Origin of the sequence: Mesorhizobium sp. B2-8-3 (genome assembly GCF_006440815.1) — a bacterium.
Lineage (GTDB): Bacteria > Pseudomonadota > Alphaproteobacteria > Rhizobiales > Rhizobiaceae > Mesorhizobium.
The window spans coordinates 33,605-57,925 of sequence record NZ_VFTW01000009.1 but is presented as its reverse complement, the minus strand read 5'-3'; the positions used below and the strand labels follow the sequence as shown (position 1 = coordinate 57,925).

Sequence of the window (24,321 nt, the reverse complement as noted above, 5' to 3'; positions counted from 1 at the left end):
GACTGGTTCCCTTGCAAAGATCAGGAGCAGGCTAGGGCGGCCGACGGGCGCGCGCTTATCAATGCGTCTTGAGTGCGTATCAACCAGTCGGAAAATGTGGCGACGGATCAGCCCGCAAAGGCGGTCAAGACATGGCTCTCGCGGCTTCGCGGTAGAGCGTCGGCGGCACGCCGACATGGTCGCGGAAGAAGCGCGAGAAATTGCCCTGGGTGGTGAAGCCGAGATTGCAGGCGACCGAGATCAGCGGCTCCTGCGACCACTGCAACTGGCGCACGGCTTCCTCCATACGCAGCGTGTTCCAGTAGACGTTCGGCGTCAGGTTGGTCTGCTCCTTGAAGAGCGCGAAAAAGTGCGGCCGGGACAGGCCGACCGAGCGCGCGACGTCGTCGAAGGAGATGCGCTCGCAGACATTGGCCTTCATCAACTGGATCGCCTTGCGGACGCGGAAATCGAGCATCGTGTTGATGCGCGCGCGGGCTATCTGCGGCGCGGATGTCTCGGCCGCGTCGAGCACGCTGTCGATGAAACGCTCGATCTCGTAATTGGCGACGTCGTCGATACTCTCATTGTCGGTCAGGTGATCGAGCAGGTTCGCCGCCGCCTGATGCAGCCAAGGCTCCAGTGTGATCGCGGCTTGCGTGAACAGCGGCGCCGACGACGGAAGGTCGCGGCGCCGGCGCGCCCAATCGGGGTCGATGTAGAAGGCGAGGAACAGGCCGGGCTTGCCGTCGCGGGAAAGGGCGTGGCTGTGCGGCTGGAACGAGTTGATGCCGGCCGCCGTGCCCGGCCCAAGCCGCACCGTCTCGCGGCCGATGGTCATTTCGCCCGCCGTGCCTTCCAACCAGATGATGAGATGCGCCTCGCCGTGGGCATGGGTGACGAAGTCGTTGGCGACATTCAGCACGGAAACATGTCCGAACCGGCCCCAATAGAGCCTGATCGCGTCCGTCATGGGTATCGTTCCTCCCGCAGGCGACTGGCCTCCCTTCGCCTGCCGGGGAATAGTGCGGCCAGGGTGAGGCCGCGTCAAGGCGGGCAAGTGCAGCGGAACTTGCGCTCAAAGCGCCTGAATCGATTTTCAGACTGAGCGATAGGGGGAGCTAGTCACTGCGGCGGAAGTTGCGGACGCGGTCGAACAGCACCGCCAGGATGATCGCGCCGCCGATGAAAGTGCCTTGCCAGAAGGCGTTGATGCCGAGCAGGCCAAGGCTGTTGCGGATCACTTCGATGAGGGCGGCGCCGACGATGGCGCCGAGCGCGGTGCCGACGCCGCCGGCGAGATTGGCGCCGCCGATGACGGTGGCGGCAATCACCTGCAGCTCCATGCCGTTGCCGAGATTGGTGGTGACGGCGCCCAGCCATCCGGTCTGGATGATGCCGGCAATCCCTGCCGACAGCGCCGAGATCATGTAGACGACGACCTTGATCTGCTTGACGGGAACGCCGGTCAGCGTCGCCGCATGCTCATTGCCGCCGATGGCGAAGATGTGCCGGCCGAACTTGGTCAAGCGCAGGATGAAGCCGGTGATCAGTGCCAGTATGATCATGTAGAGCACCGGATTGGCGATGCCGAACAGCCAGGCGCCACCGCCCAGCGCCAGTAGCTTCTGATGGTCCGGTCCGAACTGGAAGACCACCGTGTTGTTGGACGCGACCATGGCAAGGCTGCGCGCCACCGACAGCATGCCGAGCGTGACCACGAAAGGCGGGAAGCCGAGATAGGCGATGAGCACGCCGTTGAAGGCGCCGATCACAAGCGCGGTGGCGATCGAGGCCAGGATGCCCACTTCGATCGAATAGCCGGCATGCATGGTGACGGCGAGCACCATCGAGCACAGGCAAAGCACCGAGCCGACCGACAGATCGATGCCGCCGGTGATGATGACGAAAGTCATGCCGAGCGCGACGATGGCGATGAAGGTGACGTTGCGCGTGATGTTGAAGAGGTTCTTCGACGTGGCGAAGGAATCGGTGGCGACGGACAGGAACAGGCAGGCGAGGATGACCGCGATCACCACCCAGAAGGTCTGGTTGGAGAAGAGCCGCGACAGGAAGGTGTGCTGCTTCTGCGCGATCGTCTGGTCAAGGGTGACTGCCATTATCGACCTTTCCTGGGAGGCGGGGGCGCGAGGCTCCGCGCAATCACGCAACCTGTTCGATGGCGCCGGTGATCAGCCCGGTGACTTCCTCGGGCGAGCTCGAGGCGATTTTCTTGTCGGCAACCTTCCGGCCGCGCCGCATGACGATGACGCGGTCGGCGACGTCGAACACGTCGGGCATGCGGTGGCTGATCAGCACCACGGCGATGCCCTGGTCGCGCATGTGGCGGATGAGGTTCAGCACTTCGGCGACCTGCCTGACCGAAATCGCCGCCGTCGGCTCATCCATCAGCACGATCTTGGCCTGCGACAGCATGGTGCGGGCAATCGCCACCGCCTGGCGCTGGCCGCCCGACATCTGCTTGACGAGGTCGCGTGGCCGCGTTTCGGATTTCAGCTCGGCGAAAAGCTGGCCGGCGCGCTTGTACATGGCGCCATAGTCGAGGATGCGGAGCGGACCGAAGCCACGGCGCAACTCGCGGCCGAGATAGACGTTGGCCGCGGCCGTCAGGTTGTTGCAGAGCGCGAGGTCCTGGTGGACGATCTCGATGCCATGCTGGCGGGCGTCCGCGGGCTTGTGCAGGACAAGCTCCTTGCCGTCCAGCCGCATGGTGCCGTGGCTCGGGTGGAAATTGCCGGCGATCATCTTGACCAGCGTCGACTTGCCGGCGCCGTTGTCGCCCATCAGGCCGACGACCTCGCCGGCCTCCAGCGAAAACGATACATCATTGACCGCCTGGATGGCGCCGAAATGCTTCGAGATGTTGGCGAGTTCGAGAACCGACACCAGCCTTATGCCTCCCCATTTACGGCGCAGCTGTCGCAGACTTTTGCCAGCGCCACTCGCGTTCAGCTCCGTCCATCTCCTCCCGAACGGCGCGTCCACGCATTTAGGCAAAACCGGACAAGGGCGTCAATCAATTGTCTGACGATTAATTTCGAGACTCGACGAAAAATCGGTTTTGTAGGACAAATAGGAATTGACGCTGGCGAAAAGCCGATATTAGCTAAGTCTCGGAGGAAGACTTGCCCCTCGTCCGTCTATCCGGCGGGGGGCGGGCAGATGGTTTGAAGGTCAAGGATCCGGCTGCGCCAGCATTCGGGCAAACGGATCGGCAAATGCTTATCAGCCCGGCGCAGGGCGCGAACATCATGAGATGCTCGTCATGGTTCTTACGCATCCGGGCTGATCAGTGTGGCGGGCACGCGGTGTCCGTCTGTTTCAAGGGAGGACTGATATGAGGAAAACACTTTTGCTTGCCGCCGTCGCCGCCATGGCGTTGGGCGCCGGGCCGGCTTTGGCCAAGAAACAACTCGTCATCGTCGTGAAAGGTCTCGACAATCCGTTCTTCGAAGCCATCCATCAGGGCTGCGAGAAGTGGAACAAGGAAAACGCCAGCTCGGAATATGAATGCTTCTACACCGGCCCGGCATCGACCTCGGACGAAGCCGGCGAGGCGCAGATCGTGCAGGACATGCTGAGCAAGCCCGACACGGCGGCGATGGCGATCTCGCCCTCGAACGCGCCGCTGATCGCGCAGACGATCAAGAGCGCCAATCCGTCGATCCCGATCATGACGGTCGACGCCGACCTTGCCAAGGAAGACGCCGCCCTTCGCAAGACCTATCTCGGCACCGACAACTACCTGATGGGCAAGAAGATCGGCGAGTACATCAAGAAGGCCAAGCCGAATGGCGGCACGATCTGCACCATCGAGGGCAATCCGGCGGCCGACAACATCCTGCGCCGCGCGCAAGGCATGCGCGATGCGCTGTCGGGCAAGGAAGGCCTCGCGGCACTTGCCGGCGAAGGCGGCTGGACCGAAGTCGCCGGCTGCCCGGTGTTCACCAATGACGACGGCGCCAAGGGCGTGCAGGCGATGACCGACATCCTCGCCGCCAACCCGAAGCTCGACGCCTTCGGCATCATGGGCGGCTGGCCGCTGTTCGGCGCACCGCAGCCCTATCGCGACCTGTTCAAGCCGATGGCCGACAAGATCGCCAAGAACGAGTTCGTCATCGGCGCCGCCGACACGATCGGCGACGAGGTGGCGATCGCCAAGGAAGGCCTGGTGACCGCGCTGGTCGGCCAGCGGCCGTTCGAAATGGGCTACAAGGCGCCCTCGGTGATGCTCGACCTCGTCGGCAACAAGAAGGTCGATGATCCGGTCTTCACCGGCCTCGACGAATGCACCAAGGAAACGGCCGACACCTGTATCCAGAGGTAGGCGCTGGTCGCATCCAGAACCAATGTAAAAGGGGCGCCGCGAGGCGCCCCTGACTTTTTTCAAAGTTGCATTCTTGATGACGGGCGCTTTCGTCTCAGATCTTCTGCTTCACGCCGTCCTTCGAAGGCATCAGGTCGACGCCATTGAGCTTGCCGATATGGGTGGCGAGCATCGGCACATATTGCTCGATGGGACCGGTGGCGAAGGCGGTCGCAAAGGAATTCTTGGTGGCGTTGCCGAGCGGGTTGGCGATGCCGGCCGCGCCCGCCATCGATTCCAGATAGGTCAGGTCCTTGAAGGCGTTGGCAATGCTGAACTTGTGCGCGTCGCGGTCGCCCTCCAGCGTCCAGCGCATGAAGGTCTGATAGAAGCCGCAATCCATGCGGCCGTTGCGGATGACGCTGTCGAAGCGCGGCGGCGAGATGCCGACCTTCTCGGCCAGCGCCAGCGCTTCCGAATAGATCGCGGCGTAGCCCAGCGAGATGAAGTTGTTGAGCAGCTTCATGCGGTGGCCGTCGCCGGTGTCGCCGATGTGGACGATGCGGCCGGCCCAGGTCTCGATCACCGGCTTCAGCCTGGCGAACACCGCGTCCGGCGCGCCGACCATGGCGTCGAGCGTGCCTTCCCAGGCCTCCTTCGGCGTGCGGCTGAGCGGCGCATCGACATAGTCGACGCCGAGCGCCTTGAGCTCGGCGGCCAGGGCCACGGTCGAGACCGGATCGGAGGTCGAGCAATCGACGACGACCGCGCCTTGCTTCAGGCCCTCCTTCAGCCCGCCGGGGCCGCGGATGATCGCCTCCACCTCGCGCGAGCCGGTGACGCAGATGAAGATGACGTCGGAGGCGGCGGCCACCTCCTTGGATGTGGCCACTTCCTTGGCGCCGCGTCCCAAAAGGTCTTCCGCGGGCTTGCGGTTCTTGCGGCCGAGGAAGGTCAGCGGATAGCCCTTGTCGACGATGTTCTTGGCGATGCCGTGCCCCATCAGGCCTAGGCCGATGAAACCGATTTTCTCGCGGGCAGCGGTGGTGCTCATCTCGTCTCTTCCCTGTCTTTCGTGGTGATGGGCCCGCGCGGCGGGCGATTGCCGGAAAGGTTTTCGCGGATCGCGGTTGGCAGGCGATTGCGGAATACCATATTGTCTGACAATACACATAATTCTCAAGCCTTGTGGAGAGCAAAATGACGAAGCGGATCATGTTCACCGGCGGCAGCGGCAAGGCTGGCCGGCATGTCGTTCAGTATCTGGTCGAACATGGCTGCCAGGTGCTCAACATCGACACCAAGCCGCTCGACAATCCGAAAGTGCGCACGCTGATCACCGACATCACCGACAGCGGGCAGGTGTTCAACGCGCTGTCGAGCTATATGGGCCTGCACGAGTTCGATCCGTCGCTGAGAGCCCAGCCGGTCGACGCCGTGGTGCATTTCGCCGCAATCCCGCGCGTCATGATCACGCCGGACAACGAGGTGTTCCGCATCAACGCGATGGGCACCTACAATGTCATCGAAGCGGCGGTGAAGCTCGGCATCCGCAAGATCATCATCGCTTCCTCGGAGACGACTTACGGCCTGGTTTTCGCCAATGAGCCGCGCAGTCCGACGCATTTCCCGCTCGACGAGGATTATGACGTCGACCCGATGGATTCTTACGCGCTGTCGAAGATCGTCAACGAGAAGACGGCGCGGGCCTTCGCGCTGCGCAGCGGCGCCGACATCTATGCGCTGCGCATCGGCAACGTCACCGAGCCGCATGAATATTTGGTGTTCCCCAAATGGTTCGCCGATCCCGGCTTCCGCAAGCGCATCGCCTGGAGCTACATCGACGCGCGCGATCTTGGCCAGATCACCTTGCGCGCCATTGAGAAGGACGGCCTGGGCTACCAGGTGTTCAACGCGGCCAATGACGACACCTCGTCGGACCTGCCGACGGCGGAGCTCTTGAAGCGCTTTTATCCGGGCGTGCCGGTCAAGGCCGAGCTTGGCGAATATGAGACCCTGCTTTCGAACCGCAAGGCGCGCGATGTGCTTGGCTTCCGGCCCGAGCACAGCTGGCGCAAATACGTCAAAACGGCATGAGGCGGCGGCAAAATGCCGGTTGATCTGTGCACATCCTCGCGCGTTGGGGCAAAGCAGGCCTGCCGTGCTTGACAGCTTCTGAAAACGGGATTTTCTGGACCATATGCGGGACGCGAAGCCGAACAACGAAAAAAAACTGACGAAAACGGCAGCTCTGGAGCGTCCGGCCGGCGTTCGCCGGGCCAACGCGCCACGCATTCCGGGCGCCAGCGTGCACACCTCCTTGGCCAGCGAGATCGGGCTGAGGATCGTGCGCGGCGATTATCCGCCGGGCACCATCCTGCCCAACGAAGCGAAATGGTCGGAGACCTTTGACGTCAGCCGTTCCGCGGTGCGCGAGGCGATCAAGATGCTGATGGCAAAGAGCCTGCTGGCCTCGCGGCCGAAGATCGGCAGCTGGGTCGAACCGAAGGAACGCTGGAACCTCCTCGACCGCGACGTGCTGTCCTGGTACGCCACGTCGCCGGACCGTGAGGTTTTCCTCAAGACCGTGCAGGAATTCCGCCATATCATCGAGCCGGAAGCCACCGCCTTCGCGGCGCTGCGGCGCACCGACGAGCAGATGGCCGAGATCAGCCAGGCCTGTCAGGAGATGGGCGCGGCGACCAACCTGCAAGAGCGGACGCGGGCCGACACGCGCTTCCATCTCGCCATCCTCAGGGCCTCGGGCAACGACCTGCTGGTGCCGCTGGGGGTGCTGATCGAATCCGCCTTCGACCACCTCTTCGCCTACACGACGCGCGAACTGGACGATTTGCACCATGCCCAAAAGCTGCACGAGGCGATCGAGAGGAATATTCGCCTGCGAAGGCCGGATGCGGCGCGCAACGCGGTCCGAAAGCTGCTGGCCAATACCGACGAAGTGATCCAGTCGCGCTAAGGTCCGTCGATATTCAGCTGAGGCCGGCTTGCGAATGGCGGCTTCCTGCGCTTGCGGTCCCGTTGCAGCACCTAATCCTGCTTTTCGCGACCGAACGCGACGCGCAGCTCGTCCTTCGCTTTTTCCAGCACCTTCCTGCGCTCGTCAGGCAAGTTCTTGCCGGCGCGGTTGATGTAGAAATTCAACATCGACATGGCGGATTGGAACGGCTCAGCCTTGCGGCGGTGGCTGTGCTCGGCCGAACGTTTCAGCGACGCGGCGATCTTCTTGGCGTCGTCGGATTCAAAGACATGATCCTCGAGATCCATCGCATCGCTGTGCTCGGTCACGTCGGCCGACCATTTCTTCCTGGCGGTCATGGCGAACTCCTTTCTTCAGGCAAAACTCCATCGGGTGAGGCGGGTTCCGCTTCTGGAGCCACGGAATTATGCCTCGTGGCGCTGCTCGGCCCGGGAAATGCGCCGATAGTGCGCTTAAACACGCGATCTCGAAGAAATCGCGGACAGGAGACGCCGTGACGACAGTTCCAGGAAACGGGGCAGACAGCGCCGGCATCGACAGCTTCTATGCTTGGACGCGGCTTGGCATTTCCCTGCTGCTGGCGACGATCGGCGGCGTCGGCACCTGGGCGGTGGTCGTGGTTCTGCCCGCGGTGCAGGCCGAATTCGGCGTCGACCGCGCCGCCGCCTCGATGCCCTATACCGCGACCATGGTGGGCTTCGCCGCCGGCAACGCGCTTATCGGACGCGCCATCGACCGCTTTGGGTATTGGATACCGGCGCTCGCCGCTTCGCTCGCGCTTGGCGCGGGGTTTCTGCTGGCGTCGCTTGCGAATTCGATCCTGGGCGTCACGCTCGCCCAAGGCCTGCTGATCGGAGTGGGGTGCTCGACGATCTTCGGGCCGCTGATCGCCGACGTCTCGCACTGGTTCAACCGCCGCCGCGGCGTCGCGGTGACGGTGGCGGCGTCCGGCAACTACGTTGCCGGGGCGATCTGGCCGACGGTCATGCCTTATATGATGCAAGGCCATGGCTGGCGCTTCACCTATGCGACGATCGGAGTCATCTGCCTCGTCACCATGGTGCCGCTGGTCCTGCTGCTGCGACGGCGCGCGCCGCATGAGGGGACATCTGGCGCGCCGCGCGGCCGGCCGGTGCAGCCGATCTCGCTGTCGCCCTCGCAGTTGCAGGTCCTGCTGGTGATTGCCGGCTTCGGCTGCTGCATGGCGATGTCGATGCCGCAGGTGCATATCGTCGCCTATTGCATGGATCTTGGCTACGGCGTCGCGCATGGCGCCGAGATGCTGTCGATCATGCTGGCGGCCGGCGTCATCAGCCGCATCGGCTCGGGCTTCCTCGCCGACCGCATCGGCGCGGTGAAGACGCTGCTGATCGGCTCGGCGCTGCAGTGCTTGTCGCTGTTATTCTACATCCCGTTCGACGGGCTCGCGTCGCTCTATGTCGTCTCGCTGGTCTTCGGCCTGTCGCAAGGCGGCATTGTGCCCTGCTATGCCATCATCGTGCGCGACTATATGCCGGCAAAGGAAGCCGGCCAGCGCGTCGGCATCGTGCTGATGGCGACGATCTTCGGCATGGCGGTGGGCGGCTGGATGTCGGGCTGGATCTACGACCTCACCGGGTCCTACGCCGCCGCCTTCCTGAACGGAATTGGCTGGAACCTTGTCAATCTCGGGGCCATCGCGCTGCTGATGTGGAAAGCCAACCGAAGCGCCGAGGCGATTGCCTGACGCGCCTCGGTCGACCGGGCGCCGAAGCCGGGTTGCTTGACAACGGTTAACGCATGCGCGACCTCAATCGGCAGAGCTGACCTGGTGGCGCGATGACACGGACGCCGATCGTGATGTTGCGGCCGCGCGTCGAAGACGGGGGGACAGGGCCTTGACCAAGCCGCGTTCCCGCCGTGGCGGCGGCCGCCCGACCATTGCCGATGTGGCGCGCAAGGCGGGTGTCGGCGCGATCACCGTGTCGCGCGCGCTGCGTGAGCCCGGGCGGGTATCGGAGGATCTGCGACGGCAGATACAGGCCGCTGTCGACGAACTTGGCTACGTGCCTGACCCGAATGCGCGCGCGCTTGCCTCGGCGCGCGCCGAGGTGTTCGGCGTGCTGGTGCCTTCGCTCACCAACAACGTCTTCGCCGAAGTGGTGCGCGGCATCTATGACAGCCTTTCCGACAGCCCGTTCCGCATCCAGATCGGCAACACCCATTATTCGGGCCTCGAGGAAGAGCGGCTGTTGCAGGTTTTCGGATCGCAACGCCCGGCGGCGCTGATCGTGGCCGGTATCGACCAGACACCCAGCGCGCGACGACTGCTGGAGAATGCCGGCTGCCCGGTGGTGCAGGTGATGGAGATCGGGCCGGACCCGGTCGACATGGTGGTCGGCTTTTCCCATTTCGACGGCGGCAGGACCGCCGCCGAACACCTCCTGCAGGCCGGATACCGCAAGATCGGCTTCATCGGCGCGCGAATGGATCCGCGTTCGCAGCGACGCCTTGCCGGCTATCGCGCCGCCATGGAGGCCGCCGGCCTTTTCGATCCGCGGCTCGTCACCACGACGCCCGTGCCGTCAAGCGTGACGCTGGGGCGCGAGTTATTCCGCGACGCGCTGGCCAAGATCCCGACGCTGGACGGCGTGTTCTGCAACAATGACGATATCGCGCTTGGCGTTCTGTTCGAATGCCATCGCGCATCGATCGACGTGCCGAAGCAGATCGGCATTGTCGGCTTCAACGATCTCGACATGATGCAGGTGTCGTTTCCTTCGATCACCAGCGTGCGCACGCACCGCTATGAAATCGGCACCCGCGCCGTCGCCATGGCGCTTGCGGCGATCGCCGGCAATCGGCCTGAACAGCGGATCGTCGACCTCGGCTTCGACCTCATGCGGCGCGAGAGCACCGCGCGTTAGGCCGTGATAGCGTTTCGTCGAATCCCATCACGCTCTAACTCCTTGTTGGAGCATGATCTTGTCCGAAAACCGGTTCCCACTTTTCGGGATCAATGCTCTAGGGCGGCGGCGGAAACGCCGAGCCAAAGCTACGCACTGTTCCTGGAGGCACTCTGACGAACACGGAAAAATGACGAAAGCGGCGCTTTACAGGCTTTCATGGTAGCGCTACCATTTGTCTGTAAAATCAACATCCGGCAAGGTTCAGGATTGTTTATTATACATAAGCAACAGCTCAAGCTTGTTTATTATGTATAATATGATAGTTTTCTGAACGTCCCGGAGGGCGAGGGAAGGGGAGAAGGCGGGGCGATCCACATCGCCCGGCGAGCGTTTCGGTTTGGCAGGAGGGGGTGCCCGCCGAGCATGTCAGGACTTCATAGTTCAGCAGATCTGCAATTGGGAGGAATACCGATGATCAAGTCACTCGTTGGCGGCGTCGTTGCCGCCACTGCATTCGTCATGCTCAGCTCGGCAGCGATCGCCGCCGGACCGGAAGTCGTCTCCGGCCCCGCAGCGCAGCCGGACTGCTTCTCGCCATGGTCGGCGGACACCAAATTCTTCAAATTCCCCAAAAAGGAAGGCCCGTTCCGCATCGCCTTCTCCAACGGCTATATCGCCAACACCTGGCGCATTCAGATGGTGCAGACGGCAAAGGCCTATGCGGCGCAGCCGGACGTGAAGGCCAAGATCAAGGAATTCAAGGTCGTCTCGACCGGTGAAGATGTGCCGGCGCAGATCTCGGCGATCAACAACTTCATCGATTCCGGCTATGACGCTATCGTCACCGACGCGCAGAACCCGACCGCCTTCGGCCCGGTCATCAAGCGCGCCAAGGAAGCCGGTATCGTGCTGGTTGCCTTCGACAACATTCTCGACACCAAGGACGCCATCAACGTCAATGTCGACCAGAAGGGCCTCGGCGAGTTGTGGGCCAAGTGGCTGGTCGACAAGGTGCCGAACGGCGGCAAGATCCTCGAAGTGCGCGGCGTTGCCGGCACTTCCGTCGATACCGACCGCCACAACGGCATCCATGAAGTGCTGGACGCTTCCGGCAAGAAGTGGGACGTCACCGAGGTCGCCGGCAAGTGGGATGACGGCGTGGCGCAGAAGGTGACAGCCGATGCCATCGCCACCAACGGTCCGTTCGACGGCATCACCGGCCAGGGCGGCGACACCGGCATCGTGCAGGCGATGATGGACGCCAAGCATCCCTTCGTGCCATTCGGCGGCGAGACCGAGAACGGCTTCCGCAAATTCTGCGCGCAGCATTCAGCAGACGGGCTGAAGTGCACGTCGGCGGGCTCCGGCCCGGCCCAGGTCGCCGTGGCCATCAAGACAGCGATCGCGGCGCTGGAAGGCGAGGTGGTGCCGCAGGAAGTAAAGCTGCCGCTGGCGATCGCCTCGGATCCAGACATGAAGGAAGGCACCGATTACTTCCCGAAGGAATCCGATAATTTCTTCGTCGGCAACTCCTTCCCGACCTGCGGCATCAATTTCAGCGCGCAGGAAATCATGGGCCAGACCAAGGCGGACCAGTAAGCTTCCAAATCGATGACTTGGCGCCGCGGGTCAGCCGCGGCGCCGCCTCATGCAGATACAATTGGAGGCTCAATGGACGGTGCGGTTCCGCTCTTCCGCATGGAAGGCATATCCAAGCGCTATGGCGGCGTGAGGGCCCTGGAAAAGGCCGATCTTGAAGTTACCGCCGGCAGCATCCACGCCATTCTCGGCGAGAACGGCGCAGGCAAGTCGACCCTGATCAAGATCATGGCGGGCGTCGTGGCGCCCGACGAGGGCCGCATGACGCTGGATGGACGCGAAGTGAGCTTCGCCTCACCGGCCGCGGCAAATCAGGCCGGCATCGTCTGCATCTTCCAGGAACTGTCGCTCATTCCCGAGTTGAGCGTCGCCGACAACATCGTCATTTCCGATCCGCCGAAGCGCTTCGGCATGATCGACCGCAAGGCGCAGCGGCGCATCGCGGAAGAAGCGCTGGCACGCGCCGGCGCTTCCGATATCCATCCTCGGGCGCTGGTCAAGGACCTGCCGCTGTCGCGCCGGCAGATGGTGGAGATCGCCAAGGCGCTGGCTCGCAAACCGCGCATCCTGATCCTCGACGAAGCGACCTCGGCGCTGACGGCGGCGGATGTCGCCAAGGTCTTCGAGGTGTTGAAGCGGCTGCGCTCGGAAGGACTGGCGCTGCTCTACATCTCGCACCGCATGAACGAGATCGCGGAACTCGCCGACCATTGCACGGTGTTTCGCAACGGCCGCAACGTCGCCAGCTACCCCGCGGGCTCGAAGAGCGACAATGAGGTGGTGGAGCTGATGATCGGCCGCGAATACAGCCATATCTTCCCGCCGAAACCCGTTTCCGCTGCGGCCGCCACGCCGGTGCTCGAAGCCCGCAATCTCTCCTGGGCCGACCGGCTGGACAATATCTCGCTGAGCGTCAGGGCCGGCGAAGTCGTGGGCCTGGGCGGTCTCGACGGGCAGGGCCAGCGCGAACTGCTGCTTGCCTTTTTCGGCGTGCTGCGCGGCCTGCGCGGCGACGTGCTGATCGACGGCAAGCCGGCTTCCATATCGAGCCCGCGCGCCGCCAGCGACGACCGCGTCGGCATGGCGCTGATCCCCGAGGACCGCAAGACCGAGGGGCTGATGCTGCCGATGACGGTGCGCGAAAACCTCTCCTTCGCGGCGCTCGACCGGCTGGCCAAGGGCGGCATCATCGATCGCGCCGCCGAGCAGCGCCTGATCGACGACATGGTCGGGCTGCTGGCCATCAAGACGGCGGGGCTCGATATTCCCGTCGGCGCGCTCTCGGGCGGCAACCAGCAGAAGGTGGTCATCGCCAAATGGCTGATGCGGCAACCGCGCATCATCCTGCTCAACGATCCGACGCGCGGCATCGATGTCGGCACCAAGCAGGAGATCTACCAATTGATGCGCAAGCTGGCGGATGCTGGCGCCGCCATCCTGTTCTATTCGACCGACTATGACGAACTGATCGGCTGCTGCGACCGCGTGCTCGTGCTCTATGACGGCAGCGTCAAGCGCGAGCTCGTCGGCACCGAGATCACCGAGCACGCGCTGATCGCCAGCGCGCTCAACATCCATGGCGAAGGCGCCGATATGCAGCAGGGAGCGGGCGCGTGAAGGATTGGCGCTACTTGATGGCCGAGCAGCGCGGAACGCTGCTGGCGCTCGGCATCTTCATCGTCATGTTCATCATCTACACCACGAACCACCCGGCAGGGTTCACCGCCAATGTCGTGCAGACGGCGGCCAACAAGGGCGTTCTTCTGGCCTTCGTCGCCATGGCGCAGACGCTGGTGGTGATCACCGCCGGCATCGACCTGTCGGTCGGCATGATCCTGCTTCTTACCAATTGTCTCGCCTCGTGGCTGGTGGTCGGCACGCCGCTCGAGATCACGCTCGGCGTGATCGCGGTCCTTGCCGCGGGCCTGGTCTGCGGGGCGATCAACGGCGCCATCGTCATCTATGGGCGCCTCCAGCCGATCGTCGCCACCATAGCCACCGGCGCCGTCTTTTATGGCATCGGGCTTCTGCTGCGGCCGTTTCCGGGTGGATCGGTCAATGAGGATCTGGCCGACGCGCTGACGGGAAAGCTCTTCGATGTGATCCCAACCTCGCTGGTCGCGCTGCTCATCGTTGTGCTGATCGTCTGGGTGCCGTTCAGCCGCTCGGAATTCGGCCGCGCGGCTTACGCCGCAGGCTCATCGGAAACGGCGGCTTATATGTCGGGCGTGCCGATCCGGCGCGGCAAGTTCCTCGCTTATGCGCTGGCAGGCCTGCTGGCTTCGGTCGGCGGCCTGTTTCTCACCTTCTTCACCTATACGGGGGAGGCTGCCTATGCGAGCGGCAATTCCTACACGCTGTTCTCGATCGCGGCGGTCGTGCTCGGCGGCGTGTCGCTGTTCGGCGGCAAGGGCAGCGCTATCGGCGCGATTTTCGGCGCGCTTGCCTTCCGCACCATCGGCGACCTGTTGTTCGTCTTCGACTTCGATCCGCTCTGGCAGCCGCTGTTCCAGGGCGTTATCCTGTTGATCGCGGTCAGCCTCGGCGCCTTCGCGCTGTTTCGGGTGCGCAACCGGCTGGAGTGGTTCCTGTGAGCGAAACGACGCTTGGTGGCCTTGCCGGCCGCATGCCCAAATTCATCCGACGCGCCGACCCGGCGGTGCTGACGGCCTTTGCCTGCATCGTGATCCTGCTTCTGCTGGGCAGCCTCTATTCGCGCAGCTTCCTTTCGCCGGAATATCTGCTGCAGCAGCTTAAAGTCGCCTCGTTCCTCGGCGTCATCGCCACCGGCATGATGCTGGTCATCCTGCTCGGCCAGATCGACCTTTCCGTGCCATGGGCCGTGGCCGCCGGCGCCATGATGGCCTGCGCTGCCGCCGCCTACGGGTCGGTCGGCGTTGCTCTCGCCATCCCCTTCGGTGTCCTGTGCGGCGTGGCGATCGGCATCATCAACGGCATCGGTGTCGCCTATCTGCGCATCCCCTCGATGATCATTACCTTGGCCACCAACGCGGTCGCGCAGGGGCTGATGGTGGTCTACACGGGCGGCTTCTCGCCACAGGATTCGGCGACGGCGGCGATGCGCTATCTGGCGACCGGTTTCACCATTCCGGGGGTTCCCAACGCCGTCATCATCTGGGCGCTGATCGGCGCCGCGATGGTCTTCGTGCTCACCCGCACCAGCTTCGGCCGCGCCGTCTACGGCATCGGCAACCGCGAGCGCGCCGCCTACCTTTCCGGTATCGACACGCGCCGCATCGTGATGATCGCCTTCGCCGTCTCCGGCGGGCTGTCGGCCTTCGGCGGCGTGCTTCTGGCCGGCTATGCGTCGAAGGCGGCACAATCCATGGGCGATGCCTATCTGCTGCCGTCGATCGCCGCCGTCGTGCTGGGCGGCACCTCGATCCTGGGCGGGCGCGGCTCCTATCTCGGCACGGTGGCCGGCGTGATCCTGATCACGCTCCTGCAATCCATCCTCTCGGTCATGCAGATGCCGGAAGCGGGACGGCAGATCATCTATGGTGTCGTCATCGTCGCCATGCTCATGCTCTACGGGCGCGCGCCGGCAAGCCGCTGACCGTAGATGAGGCGAGCGCAAGACCGCAGACCCCGGAGCTTGGCATGAACGATCTTCGGACGGCGCCGGCCATCGTCGTGATGGGGGTTGCCGGCTGCGGCAAGACGGCCGTCGGCGAGGCGCTCGCCAAGGCTCTCGACGCCGACTTCATCGAAGGAGATCGGCTGCATCCACCGGAGAACGTGGCGCGCATGGCGCGCGGCGAGCCGCTGACGGACGCGCTGCGCGAGGGCTGGCTCGACGCCATAGGCGAGCACATCGCGGCGTCCGTCGCCGGCGGACGGAAGGCGGTGGCGGCGTGCTCGGCGCTGAAACGCGCCTACCGTGACCGGCTGAGCCGCTACTGTCCCGACACAGTCTTCCTCTACCTGAGGATCGACCGCGAGACCGCCTGGCGCCGGGTCGCCAATCGCAAGGGCCATTTCATGCCGGCAAGCTTGGTCGACAGCCAGTTCGCCACGCTGGAAGAACCTGCCGCGGACGAACGGGCCGTGACGGTCGACGGAACGCGAAGTGTTGCCGGGATCCTGGAAGGGATCGTTGGTTAGAACGGTTCGGGCGCTTCAGGCGCCGTCATTGCCGATCGCGGCTTCCGTTGGCCGCTCGGTCAACCGTACGGCGCTCGACCAGGCCATCATCTGCTCCGGACAGAGTTCGAGCGTTTCCAGCATATGGTCGCGCTTCGACAGGATGTATCCCGCCTGGACGACGAGGTTCTTCGTCGCGGTGTCCCTTGCCGGCGACGCCGGCGGCTGTGGCCCCGCGCTCAGTTCGCTGACGATCGCGCGATACTGGCGAAAGGGAACCGTTTCGATCGTCGCCATATGAAACAGCGCCGCGCCCGCGCGCGCGGCGAAGTTTGCCGGCGCCGAGGCGAGATGGGTCCAGCCGCGCTCGCCCATGGCGGCCTCGGTGAAGGTGGAGCCGGCATAGACGGTGTTGGTCATCAGCACCACGCCGTTTGCCTTCAGGGTCTTCTGGATGCGCGTGGTGACCTGGTAGGCGTCGGTGCGCTCAAAGACGATCCGGCTTTTCAGGAAGCGGTTCTCGACTTTGACCAATGGCGGGTTGATCACGCGCAAGCCGAATTTGCTCGGGGAGAAGCCGTGGTGCTGCGCGCTTACCTGATGAGCATCGACGCCGGCCTCATGCAGGGCGCGCTTGCCCATGATCGTCTGCGCCGTGAACTGGTCGCACCATATGATGGCGCCGCGCCCGTTGCGCAGGGCTTGTTGCAGGGCTTCGAGGCCTTCGAGCCGGATCGCCGGCGACCAGCGCCAGCCGGAGACGAGATGCGCCGCAAGCGTTAGCCGCCGGCGGTGAATGGCGGCGAGTTGCGCCTCGAACATTTCTTGCGTGTCGACGGCATCGCCGAGCACGGCCTTCACCGCGACGTCGTAACGGGCGAACTCCTTGCGGAAGTGGCGCCTGCGCCTGAGCCTGGACCCCCAGCTGCAGATAGGCCCCCACCAGGAGACCGGCAGCATCGCCGCGACGCCGAGATAGAAACAGGACAGCAGGCTCTCGCGCAGGTCCCGATTGGAGAAACGGCGCAGTTTCCCGGGGCGGACAACCTTGCGGCTGAAGAAGCGAACGGACTCGTTGCGCTCCGGCACCGGCACGTCGGCAATGATCTCGGTGTGATAGATGTCGTTCGACGATGGTTGCCGGCTGGCCCTGCGGGAATTGCCAAGCCAAGGCAGCCTCATACGTCAGAGCCCTGTTTCATCCTCCAGCCGCTTTACTGCGTCCGCGGTAGACTGGCAACCGAGGGCGACAAGTCGGGCCGGCGACTTTGTCGTTGGGCGCAATTGCGGACGGAAGGCTGCGGCGAAGGGCGGAACCTGGCCGCTACCGCTTCCTCGAATTGCTTCAAATCTGGGAGGTGAGCTCCGCCGGAAAATCGTCGTTGTCGGCGTCGCGCATGGCGGCGAGGCTGCGGTTGTCGAGCACCTCGGCGATCGCCTGGCGCACTTCCAGCATCATGTGTCGGACCTGGCAGGTGGCCTCGTCGCAATCCTCGCAGCGCTGGTATTGCGTGCGGCTGGCGCAAGGGATCGGCGCCAGCGGCCCGTCGAGCACGCGCACGACATGGCCGATCTTGATCTCGGAAGCGGGCCGCGCGAGGCGGTAGCCGCCTTCCTTGCCCTTGCGGCTCTGGACGAAACCGGCATTGCGTAATTCGCCCAGGATCGCATCCAGGAATTTCTTCGGGATGTTGTTGGCGACGGCGATGTCGTTGACGAATGCAAGCTGGCCAGCCGGCAGGCCGGAAAGATGCACGAGGGCCTTGAGGCCGTATTTGCCTTTTTTGGTCAGCATGCCCGATTCAATTCATCAAACCCCAATGCGCCTGCATCTGGCGGTTGTTTGTGTGCAAATCATGACAGTTGACCGCCTGGTCCAATAATTTGCCCGGCAGCTTAGGCGCAAACGCGTTGATTCTTCGTAACGTTTTTCACGTTGAACGCCGGATTTCCGCTGCGAAATGCTGGCCGGCTTAAATGAGGAAGCCGGCTAAAGCCGGCTTTCCTGCGCTTCCTGATTGTGTGGCGGCTCAGCGGCTGCCGTAGGCCTGATCGAGCAGTCCGCCGGCGGCGAAATGCTCCTTCTGTACTTTGTCCCAGCCGCCAAAGACCTCCTCAACAGTCAGTAGCCGGACGTCCGGGAAGTCGGCCTTGTGCTTGGCGGCCACCGAGGCGTCGCGAACCCGCAGGCCGTTCCCGGCGGCAATGTCCTGGCCTTCCGGCGTGTAGAGAAAGTCGAGATAGGACTTGGCGAGATCGCGGCTGCCATGCTCGTCGGCGACCTTGTCGACGATCGCTACCGGAAACTCGGGCAGCAGGCTGACCGAAGGCGTGACCTGCTCGAACTTGTCGTCGCCATACTCCTTGCGGATGCCGCGCGTCTCCGATTCGAAGGTGATCAGCACGTCGCCGATCTCACGCTGGACGAAAGTGGTTGTGGCGGCGCGGCCGCCGGTGTCGAAGATCGGCACGTTGTTGAAGAGCTTGGTGATGAACTCCTTCACCTTGGCGTCGTCGCCCTTGAAGGCTTCCTTGGCGTAGGCGGCGGCGGCGAGATAGGTGTAGCGCGCATTGCCCGACGTCTTCGGGTTCGGAAAGATCACCTGCACGTCGTCACGCACCAGATCGTTCCAGTCCTTGATGTGCTTGGGATTGCCGGCGCGCACCAGGAAGGACGGCAGCGAATAGAAGGGCGAGGCGTTGTCCGGGAAATCTTTCTGCCAATCGGCTGAGACCAGTCCTTTCTTGACCAGGAAATCGACGTCGGTGACCTGGTTGAAGGTGACGACATCGGCGCCGAGACCTTCGGCGATCGCGCGCGCCTGCGCCGAGGTGCCGGCATGCGACTGATCGACGGTGACGCCGGGGTGCTTGGCGACGAAGGCCTTGTTGACGTCGACGAACAGCTCGCGGCCGACGTCATAGGATGCATTCAAAAGCTTGTCGGCCGACCAGGCTTGGGAGGACGCGAGGACGAGACCGGCAAAAGCTGCGATGCCGAGCAACAGACGCTTCATGAAAACAGGGCTCCTTGGAAATGGATCAAGCTATGGGGAGACCATAGTCGGGAAAGCCTGGTGCGACGAGGCACGCGCTCCGAGAGGTGGGCGAAGGCCTGGAAAATATCTCGCCAAAACAGCCTTTTGCTAGGATTTTCTTTCAAGTGGACTCACAGGTTGCACCAGGCTGGGCGCCGGAGGAGCTGTCAGGCTGAAAGACAGCTCAGGACGTGGGAAAAAGCTTCCAGCGTCGCGGCCTGAAAGCCACCCGGCTCTTCTGTGCCGCGGGATGGTCGACCGGCAGTTCGATCTCGACGCGCTGGCGCTCGCCGCCGATTTCGAGCTCGACGCGCCTGGTGCCGGCAACGCGGCGGCTGGCGGCAACCGTGCCGGCGATGCAGCCGCTGCAGCCGTCGAGCAGCTCGACGTCATGCGGGCGGAAGTGGAGAACCGCCTCGCCGGACGGCGCATGCGGCGCCTGCAGCCCGATCGGCCGGTCGGCGATCCAGATCTCGCCGTTCTCGACCTTGACCGGCAGCGAGCTCGACTCGCCGATGAAGGAATAGACGAAGGGCGAGTTCGGCGTGTCATAGATATCGTCGGCGGTGCCGACCTGCTCGATGCGGCCCTGGCTCATGACCACGACGCGGTCGGCGAGCTCCAGCGCCTCTTCCTGGTCATGCGTGACGAAGACGGTCGTGTGGCCGGTGCGGTCATGGATCTCGCGCAGCCAGCGTCGCAGCTCACGGCGAACCTGCGCGTCGAGCGCGCCGAACGGTTCGTCGAGCAAAAGCACCTTGGGCTCGATCGCCATGGCGCGGGCCAACGCCACGCGCTGGCGCTGACCGCCGGAAAGCTGCGCCGGGTAGCGCTTTTCCAGGCCCGTCAATTGGACGAGGTCGAGCAGTTCCAGCGCCCGGCGGCGGATTTCCTGCCCCGACGGCCTTGCGGCGCCGTGCCGGACCTTCAGGCCGAAGCCGATATTGTCGGCAACCGTCATGTGACGGAACAGCGCGTAATGCTGGAAGACGAAGCCGACATTGCGCTCCTGGATCGACTTCTGCGAGGCGTCCTCGTCGCCGAAGAAGATCGCGCCCTTGGTCGGGCGCTCCAGGCCGGCGATCAGGCGAAGCAGCGTCGTCTTGCCGGAGCCCGACGGCCCGAGCAGCGCGATGAGCTCGCCGGATCTGATGTCGAGCGACACGTCGTGGAGCGCCGGAAACCGCTCGAACTCCTTGCGCACGTTGACGACGCGAACTTCCATACAAATCCCTCAGTTCCTTGATGCTGCCGTTGTTCCCAGATTGCCGGCAATCTTGGGCGACAGGTAGTGTTCAGTGCCCGCGCGTCGCGGCGAGCTCGGCGCCGTAGCGCATCTCGAGAAGCGTTTTCAAGACCAGCGTCACCAGCGCCAGACCGGCGAGCAGCGAAGCGACGGCAAAGGCGCCGACGGCGTTGTATTCGTTGTACAGGATCTCGACATGCAGCGGCATGGTGTTGGTGAGGCCGCGTATGTGGCCCGACACCACCGAGACCGCGCCGAACTCGCCCATGGCGCGCGCATTGCACAAAAGCACGCCATAGAGCAGTCCCCATTTGACGTTCGGCAATGTCACATACCAGAAAGCCTGCCAGCCGCTGGCGCCCAGCGACAGTGCTGCCTCTTCGTCGCCATTGCCCTGTTCCTGCATCAGCGGGATCAATTCGCGCGCGACGAAGGGGAAGGTGACGAAGATGGTGGCCAGCACGATGCCGGGCACGGCGAAGAGGATGACGATGCCATGCGCCTTCAACCAGGCGCCGAGCAGCCCTTGCGCGCCGAAGAGAAGCACATAGACCAGGCCGGAGATGACCGGCGAGACCGAGAAGGGCAGGTCGATCAGCGTGGTCAGGAACGCCTTGCCCTTGAATTCGAACTTGGCGATCGCCCAGGCGGCCGAGATGCCGAAGACGACGTTGAGCGGCACGGAGATCGCCGCCACAAGCAATGTCAGGCGGATGGCGGAGCGCGTGTCGGGGCCGGAAAGGGCTTCCGTGTAGGCGCCGACGCCTTTGGCGAGCGCCTCATGGAAGACGACGATCAGCGGCAAAAGCAGGAAGACGGCGAGGAAGGCGAGGGCGATTGCCATCAGCACGGCCTTGACTGGCCGGCTTTCGGTCACCGCTGCCGACTGGCTCTCGTGATGCGGCTCGTAGGATTTGATCTCGGGATCAGCCATAGCGCTTGCGGCTCCATGTCTGGACGAGATTGACGACCAAAAGCATCAGGAAGGACAGCGCCAGCATGATCGCGGCGATCGCGGTCGCCGCCTCGTAATTGTATTCTTCGAGCCTGATCACGATCAGAAGCGGCGCGATCTCGGACTTGAAGGGCAGGTTGCCGGCGATGAAGATGACCGAGCCGTATTCGCCGACGCCGCGCGCGAAGGCGAGCGAGAAGCCGGTGACGATCGCCGGCGCCAGGCCTGGGAAAAGCACGCGGGTGATGATCTGGAAACGGCTGGCGCCGAGCGTGGCGGCGGCTTCCTCGACCTCCTTGTCGATCTCTTCCATGATCGGCTGGACGGTGCGCACGACGAAGGGCAAGCCGATGAACACCAGCGCGATGACGATACCGAGCGGCGTGTAGGCGACCTTGATGCCGAGCGGCGCCAGGAGATGGCCGATCCAGCCATTCGGCGCATAGAGCGTGGTGAGCGCGATGCCGGCGACGGCCGTGGGCAGGGCGAAGGGCAGGTCGACCATCGCGTCCGCGATGCGGCGGCCGGGAAAGCGGTAGCGGACCAGCACCCAGGCGACGACGGTGCCGAACACGACGTTGACGGCAGCCGCCAGGAAGGCGGTGCCGAAGCTTATCTTCAGCGCGTTGAGGGTGCGTCGGTCAACGGCGATCGCCCAGAAATCGGCCCAGCCGAGCGCCGCCGAACGCCAGACCAGCCCCGAAAGCGGGATGAGGATGATGAGTGTGAGGTAGGCAAGCGAGAAGCCGAGCGTCAATCCGAAGCCTGGAATGACACTCGGCTGTCTGAATCGCCACCCCGCCTTGGCGGGTGCTGTGGTCATGCTGTTCTGGATCGTCCCTTCTGTTCAAACCAGAATGGCTTTGCTCAGTCGCATTCGGCCGGCATGCCCGTGAGGCTCGCCGGCCGTCCGGCTCACTGCGCCGGCTTGTAGATCTGGTCGAATATACCACCGTCGCCGAAATGGTAAGGCTGCGCTTTCTTCCAGCCGCCGAATTGCGGGTCGTCGATGGTGACCAGCTTGACTGCCGGCAGCTTGGCAAGGTCCTCGGCCGGCACCAGGTCGGGCTTGGCCGGGCGATAGTGGTTCTTGGCGATGATGGTCTGGGCTTCCTTGGAATAGAGCCAGCTCAGATAGGCTTCCGCGACCTTGCGCGTGCCCTTGGCATCGACATTGGCGTCGACGACGGCGACCGGCGGCTCGGCCAGGATCGAGGTCGGCGGATAGACGATATCGAAATTGTCGGCGCCGAATTCGTCGAGCGCGAGATAGGCTTCATTCTCCCACGCGATCAGCACGTCGCCCAGGCCCTTCTGCGCGAAGGTCACCGTCGAGCCACGCGCGCCGGTGTCGAGGACCGGAACGTTCGCATAAAGCTTGCCGACGAACTCCTTGGTCTTGGCTTCGTCACTGCCGTCATTGGCGTTCGCATAGGCCCAGGCGGCAAGATAGTTCCAGCGCGCGCCGCCGGAGGTCTTGGGGTTCGGCGTGATCACCTGGACGCCGTCCTTGACCAGGTCGTTCCAGTCGTGGATGCCCTTGGGATTGCCCTTGCGCACCAGGAAGATGATGGTGGAGGTGTAGGGTGCCGAGTTGTTCTCGAACTTCGTGCGCCAGTCCGGATTGATCTTCTTCGTCTTCGAGACGATGGCGTTGATGTCGCCTTCGAGCGCCAGCGTCACCACGTCGGCGTCGAGGCCGTCGATCACTGCCCTGGCTTGGGCGCCCGATCCACCGTGCGACTGCTGGATGGTGACGGTTTCGCCGGTCTCCGCCTTCCAGTGCGCGGCAAACGCCTCGTCATAGGCTTTGTAAAGTTCACGCGTCGGGTCGTAGGACACATTCAGAATGGTCGTATCCGCAAACGCGAAACCGAGCGTGCCGAACTGGGCAGATGTGGCGACCAGCGCGCCGAGCAGTTTCCTGAAATGAGGTTTGGTCATTCCCGCCTCCGTTGAACTGCACAAACTCTACCGAGTTTATAGAATTTAGATGCATTGAATGTTGCCTTTTTCGCCTCCTCGAAGCAATTTTTCGCCGAGCCGCCGGCAATCGGGAAAATATCTTCCTCAATTTCGGACAGCGACCATTTCCTCGCCGATCGGGGCTAACCTAGGCGCAGCCGGCTGCCGGGCAAGGCCGGCGCTAGATCGTGATGGCGTTTCGTTGAATCGCCGTCACGATCTAACTCTTTGTTGGAGCATGATCTTTCTCCGAAAACCGGTTCCCACTTTTCGGGATCATGCTCTAGTTCGCGGTCACCGGAAAATCGAAACGCTGTTTTGGGAACGGCTCTTTGGCCAGCGTGAAGTGCCACCATTCGCGCGCATAGTTGCGAAAGCCGGCGGCGCGCATGGCGGTCAGCAGCGTTTTGCGGTTTGCGGTGGCTTCGGCGCCGATCAAGGCGCTGGCGGTCTCGCTCTTTGGGTCAAAGCAGTCGAAACCGGTGCCGAAATCGAGCGTGCCGCCGTCCGGCGCACCGCAGGCCGGATGAACTTCGCTTTTATTGACGGCCTCGGCGATAGCAAGGTCCACCGTCGAGCCTCGAGAATGGCTGGAGAATTCGCCGATATAGCCTTTGGCGATGAGATCGCCGCGCTCGACTGTCGGATACCATTGCGGATCGGGCTGGCCACCCTCTCTTGTCCATCTGCCCATGTCGGCGACGGCGCGCGCGGGGCGGTAGCAGTCGAAGACGACCAGCGTCAGGCCTTTGGCGGCTATTGCTTTCTGGACGGTCGACAACGCCTTGGCCGCTTGTGCGGTCAGGACGCAGACCGGCGCGTCATAGCCGTCGGCCTTGCGGTGCAGGAAGTTTTCAAGGCCGGCGTAGCGGACATCCTGGCGGATGGTCGGGTCGATATCGGCGAGCCTGACGAAGCCGGCGGGCAGGGGGTCGGCGTAAGCCGAGGGAGGGCTCGCGATCGCCAGCGCAAGCGCTGCGAAGAATGCTCCCGACAAAGGTCGGCGCGAGGCCCCCCTCTCTGCCCTGCCGGGCATCTCCCCCGCGAGGGGGGAGATTGGCAGTTTCGGCGCCGCGCCTCTCCTGCCATCGTCAAAGATTGGCGAAGGCCGCGAAGCGAATAATCTCCCCCCTTGCGGGGGAGATGGCCGGCAGGCCAGAGGGGGGTGCCTCGCGCCGAATATCAGGCGGAGAAACTCAATCCCCTGAATCGCTTGCCGCAT

23 protein-coding genes are annotated in these 24,321 nt (G+C 63.7%); 10 read left to right on the top strand and 13 right to left on the bottom strand.

Annotated elements, in window-relative coordinates; genetic code table 11:
- Positions 1–124: 124 nt before the first annotated feature.
- The 3 genes from FJ418_RS15765 to FJ418_RS15755 form a co-directional block, all read right to left on the bottom strand.
- Positions 125–952 carry an AraC family transcriptional regulator gene (locus tag FJ418_RS15765; protein WP_140647994.1) on the bottom strand — a complete coding sequence of 276 codons (828 nt, stop codon included), beginning with the start codon at positions 950–952 and terminating at the stop codon, positions 125–127.
- A 148-nt stretch (positions 953–1,100) separates the two neighbouring features.
- Complete coding sequence (locus FJ418_RS15760) at positions 1,101–2,099, bottom strand: ABC transporter permease (RefSeq protein ID WP_140659882.1); 999 nt, start codon at positions 2,097–2,099, stop codon at positions 1,101–1,103.
- 43 nt (positions 2,100–2,142) lie between these two features.
- The gene (locus FJ418_RS15755) at positions 2,143–2,886 is read right to left on the bottom strand and encodes an ATP-binding cassette domain-containing protein (RefSeq protein ID WP_140867041.1); all 744 of its coding nucleotides are present in this window, start codon (positions 2,884–2,886) and stop codon (positions 2,143–2,145) included.
- A 451-nt stretch (positions 2,887–3,337) separates the two neighbouring features.
- Here FJ418_RS15755 and FJ418_RS15750 point away from each other — a divergent pair, with 451 nt between their 5' ends.
- On the top strand, positions 3,338–4,327 hold the full coding sequence (locus tag FJ418_RS15750) for a sugar-binding protein (RefSeq protein ID WP_140647991.1): 990 nt from the start codon (positions 3,338–3,340) through the stop codon (positions 4,325–4,327).
- A gap of 94 nt (positions 4,328–4,421) precedes the next feature.
- Here FJ418_RS15750 and FJ418_RS15745 read toward each other — a convergent pair whose 3' ends face one another.
- Positions 4,422–5,480: an NAD(P)-dependent oxidoreductase gene (locus tag FJ418_RS15745; protein WP_281407572.1), complete on the bottom strand. Its 1,059-nt coding sequence runs from the start codon at positions 5,478–5,480 to the stop codon at positions 4,422–4,424.
- Between the two features lie 26 nt (positions 5,481–5,506).
- Here FJ418_RS15745 and FJ418_RS15740 point away from each other — a divergent pair, with 26 nt between their 5' ends.
- Together FJ418_RS15740 and FJ418_RS15735 are read left to right on the top strand one after the other, a co-directional pair.
- Positions 5,507–6,403 carry an NAD(P)-dependent oxidoreductase gene (locus FJ418_RS15740; protein WP_140867035.1) on the top strand — a complete coding sequence of 299 codons (897 nt, stop codon included), beginning with the start codon at positions 5,507–5,509 and terminating at the stop codon, positions 6,401–6,403.
- Between the two features lie 103 nt (positions 6,404–6,506).
- Entirely contained in the window at positions 6,507–7,283 is a 777-nt protein-coding gene (locus FJ418_RS15735) for a FadR/GntR family transcriptional regulator (RefSeq protein WP_140659878.1), read from the top strand.
- Positions 7,284–7,354: 71 nt separating this feature from the next.
- Here FJ418_RS15735 and FJ418_RS15730 read toward each other — a convergent pair whose 3' ends face one another.
- Positions 7,355–7,642: a DUF3175 domain-containing protein gene (locus FJ418_RS15730; RefSeq protein ID WP_140647987.1), complete on the bottom strand. Its 288-nt coding sequence runs from the start codon at positions 7,640–7,642 to the stop codon at positions 7,355–7,357.
- A gap of 155 nt (positions 7,643–7,797) precedes the next feature.
- Between FJ418_RS15730 and FJ418_RS15725 the strand changes: the two genes are divergently transcribed.
- From FJ418_RS15725 to FJ418_RS15695, 7 genes are all read left to right on the top strand, one after another.
- Positions 7,798–9,030 (top strand): MFS transporter, encoded by a 1,233-nt coding sequence (locus tag FJ418_RS15725; protein WP_246683060.1) that lies wholly within the window; start codon positions 7,798–7,800, stop codon positions 9,028–9,030.
- A gap of 151 nt (positions 9,031–9,181) precedes the next feature.
- On the top strand, positions 9,182–10,210 hold the full coding sequence (locus FJ418_RS15720) for a LacI family DNA-binding transcriptional regulator (RefSeq protein WP_140867029.1): 1,029 nt from the start codon (positions 9,182–9,184) through the stop codon (positions 10,208–10,210).
- 453 nt (positions 10,211–10,663) lie between these two features.
- Positions 10,664–11,791 carry a sugar ABC transporter substrate-binding protein gene (locus tag FJ418_RS15715; RefSeq protein ID WP_140647984.1) on the top strand — a complete coding sequence of 376 codons (1,128 nt, stop codon included), beginning with the start codon at positions 10,664–10,666 and terminating at the stop codon, positions 11,789–11,791.
- A 72-nt stretch (positions 11,792–11,863) separates the two neighbouring features.
- The gene (locus FJ418_RS15710; protein WP_140867027.1) at positions 11,864–13,408 is read left to right on the top strand and encodes a sugar ABC transporter ATP-binding protein; all 1,545 of its coding nucleotides are present in this window, start codon (positions 11,864–11,866) and stop codon (positions 13,406–13,408) included.
- Complete coding sequence (locus FJ418_RS15705) at positions 13,405–14,385, top strand: ABC transporter permease (protein WP_140867024.1); 981 nt, start codon at positions 13,405–13,407, stop codon at positions 14,383–14,385. The genes FJ418_RS15710 and FJ418_RS15705 overlap by 4 nt, the downstream gene beginning before the upstream one ends.
- Positions 14,382–15,368 carry an ABC transporter permease gene (locus FJ418_RS15700; RefSeq protein ID WP_140867021.1) on the top strand — a complete coding sequence of 329 codons (987 nt, stop codon included), beginning with the start codon at positions 14,382–14,384 and terminating at the stop codon, positions 15,366–15,368. The genes FJ418_RS15705 and FJ418_RS15700 overlap by 4 nt, the downstream gene beginning before the upstream one ends.
- A gap of 44 nt (positions 15,369–15,412) precedes the next feature.
- Positions 15,413–15,916 (top strand): gluconokinase, encoded by a 504-nt coding sequence (locus FJ418_RS15695; RefSeq protein ID WP_246683059.1) that lies wholly within the window; start codon positions 15,413–15,415, stop codon positions 15,914–15,916.
- Positions 15,917–15,931: 15 nt separating this feature from the next.
- On the opposite strand, the gene FJ418_RS15690 is transcribed toward FJ418_RS15695, so the two are convergent.
- From FJ418_RS15690 to FJ418_RS15655, 8 genes are all read right to left on the bottom strand, one after another.
- Positions 15,932–17,077: a hypothetical protein gene (locus tag FJ418_RS15690; RefSeq protein WP_140867018.1), complete on the bottom strand. Its 1,146-nt coding sequence runs from the start codon at positions 17,075–17,077 to the stop codon at positions 15,932–15,934.
- Positions 17,078–17,240: 163 nt separating this feature from the next.
- A complete protein-coding gene (locus tag FJ418_RS15685; protein ID WP_040984137.1) occupies positions 17,241–17,690 on the bottom strand; it encodes an Rrf2 family transcriptional regulator in 450 nt (149 codons plus the stop codon).
- Between the two features lie 235 nt (positions 17,691–17,925).
- Entirely contained in the window at positions 17,926–18,912 is a 987-nt protein-coding gene (locus FJ418_RS15680) for a sulfate ABC transporter substrate-binding protein (RefSeq protein ID WP_140867015.1), read from the bottom strand.
- 205 nt (positions 18,913–19,117) lie between these two features.
- Positions 19,118–20,158, bottom strand: coding sequence for a sulfate/molybdate ABC transporter ATP-binding protein (locus FJ418_RS15675; protein WP_140785825.1), 1,041 nt, complete (start codon positions 20,156–20,158; stop codon positions 19,118–19,120).
- 70 nt (positions 20,159–20,228) lie between these two features.
- Positions 20,229–21,113 carry a sulfate ABC transporter permease subunit CysW gene (gene cysW, locus FJ418_RS15670; protein WP_140647977.1) on the bottom strand — a complete coding sequence of 295 codons (885 nt, stop codon included), beginning with the start codon at positions 21,111–21,113 and terminating at the stop codon, positions 20,229–20,231.
- Entirely contained in the window at positions 21,106–21,957 is an 852-nt protein-coding gene (gene cysT, locus FJ418_RS15665) for a sulfate ABC transporter permease subunit CysT (RefSeq protein ID WP_140647976.1), read from the bottom strand. Before cysT ends, cysW begins: the two co-directional genes overlap by 8 nt.
- Before the next feature lie 92 nt (positions 21,958–22,049).
- Positions 22,050–23,078 carry a sulfate ABC transporter substrate-binding protein gene (locus tag FJ418_RS15660; protein WP_140859826.1) on the bottom strand — a complete coding sequence of 343 codons (1,029 nt, stop codon included), beginning with the start codon at positions 23,076–23,078 and terminating at the stop codon, positions 22,050–22,052.
- A gap of 304 nt (positions 23,079–23,382) precedes the next feature.
- Positions 23,383–24,096 carry a M15 family metallopeptidase gene (locus FJ418_RS15655; protein ID WP_226892204.1) on the bottom strand — a complete coding sequence of 238 codons (714 nt, stop codon included), beginning with the start codon at positions 24,094–24,096 and terminating at the stop codon, positions 23,383–23,385.
- Between the last annotated feature and the right edge of the window lie 225 nt (positions 24,097–24,321).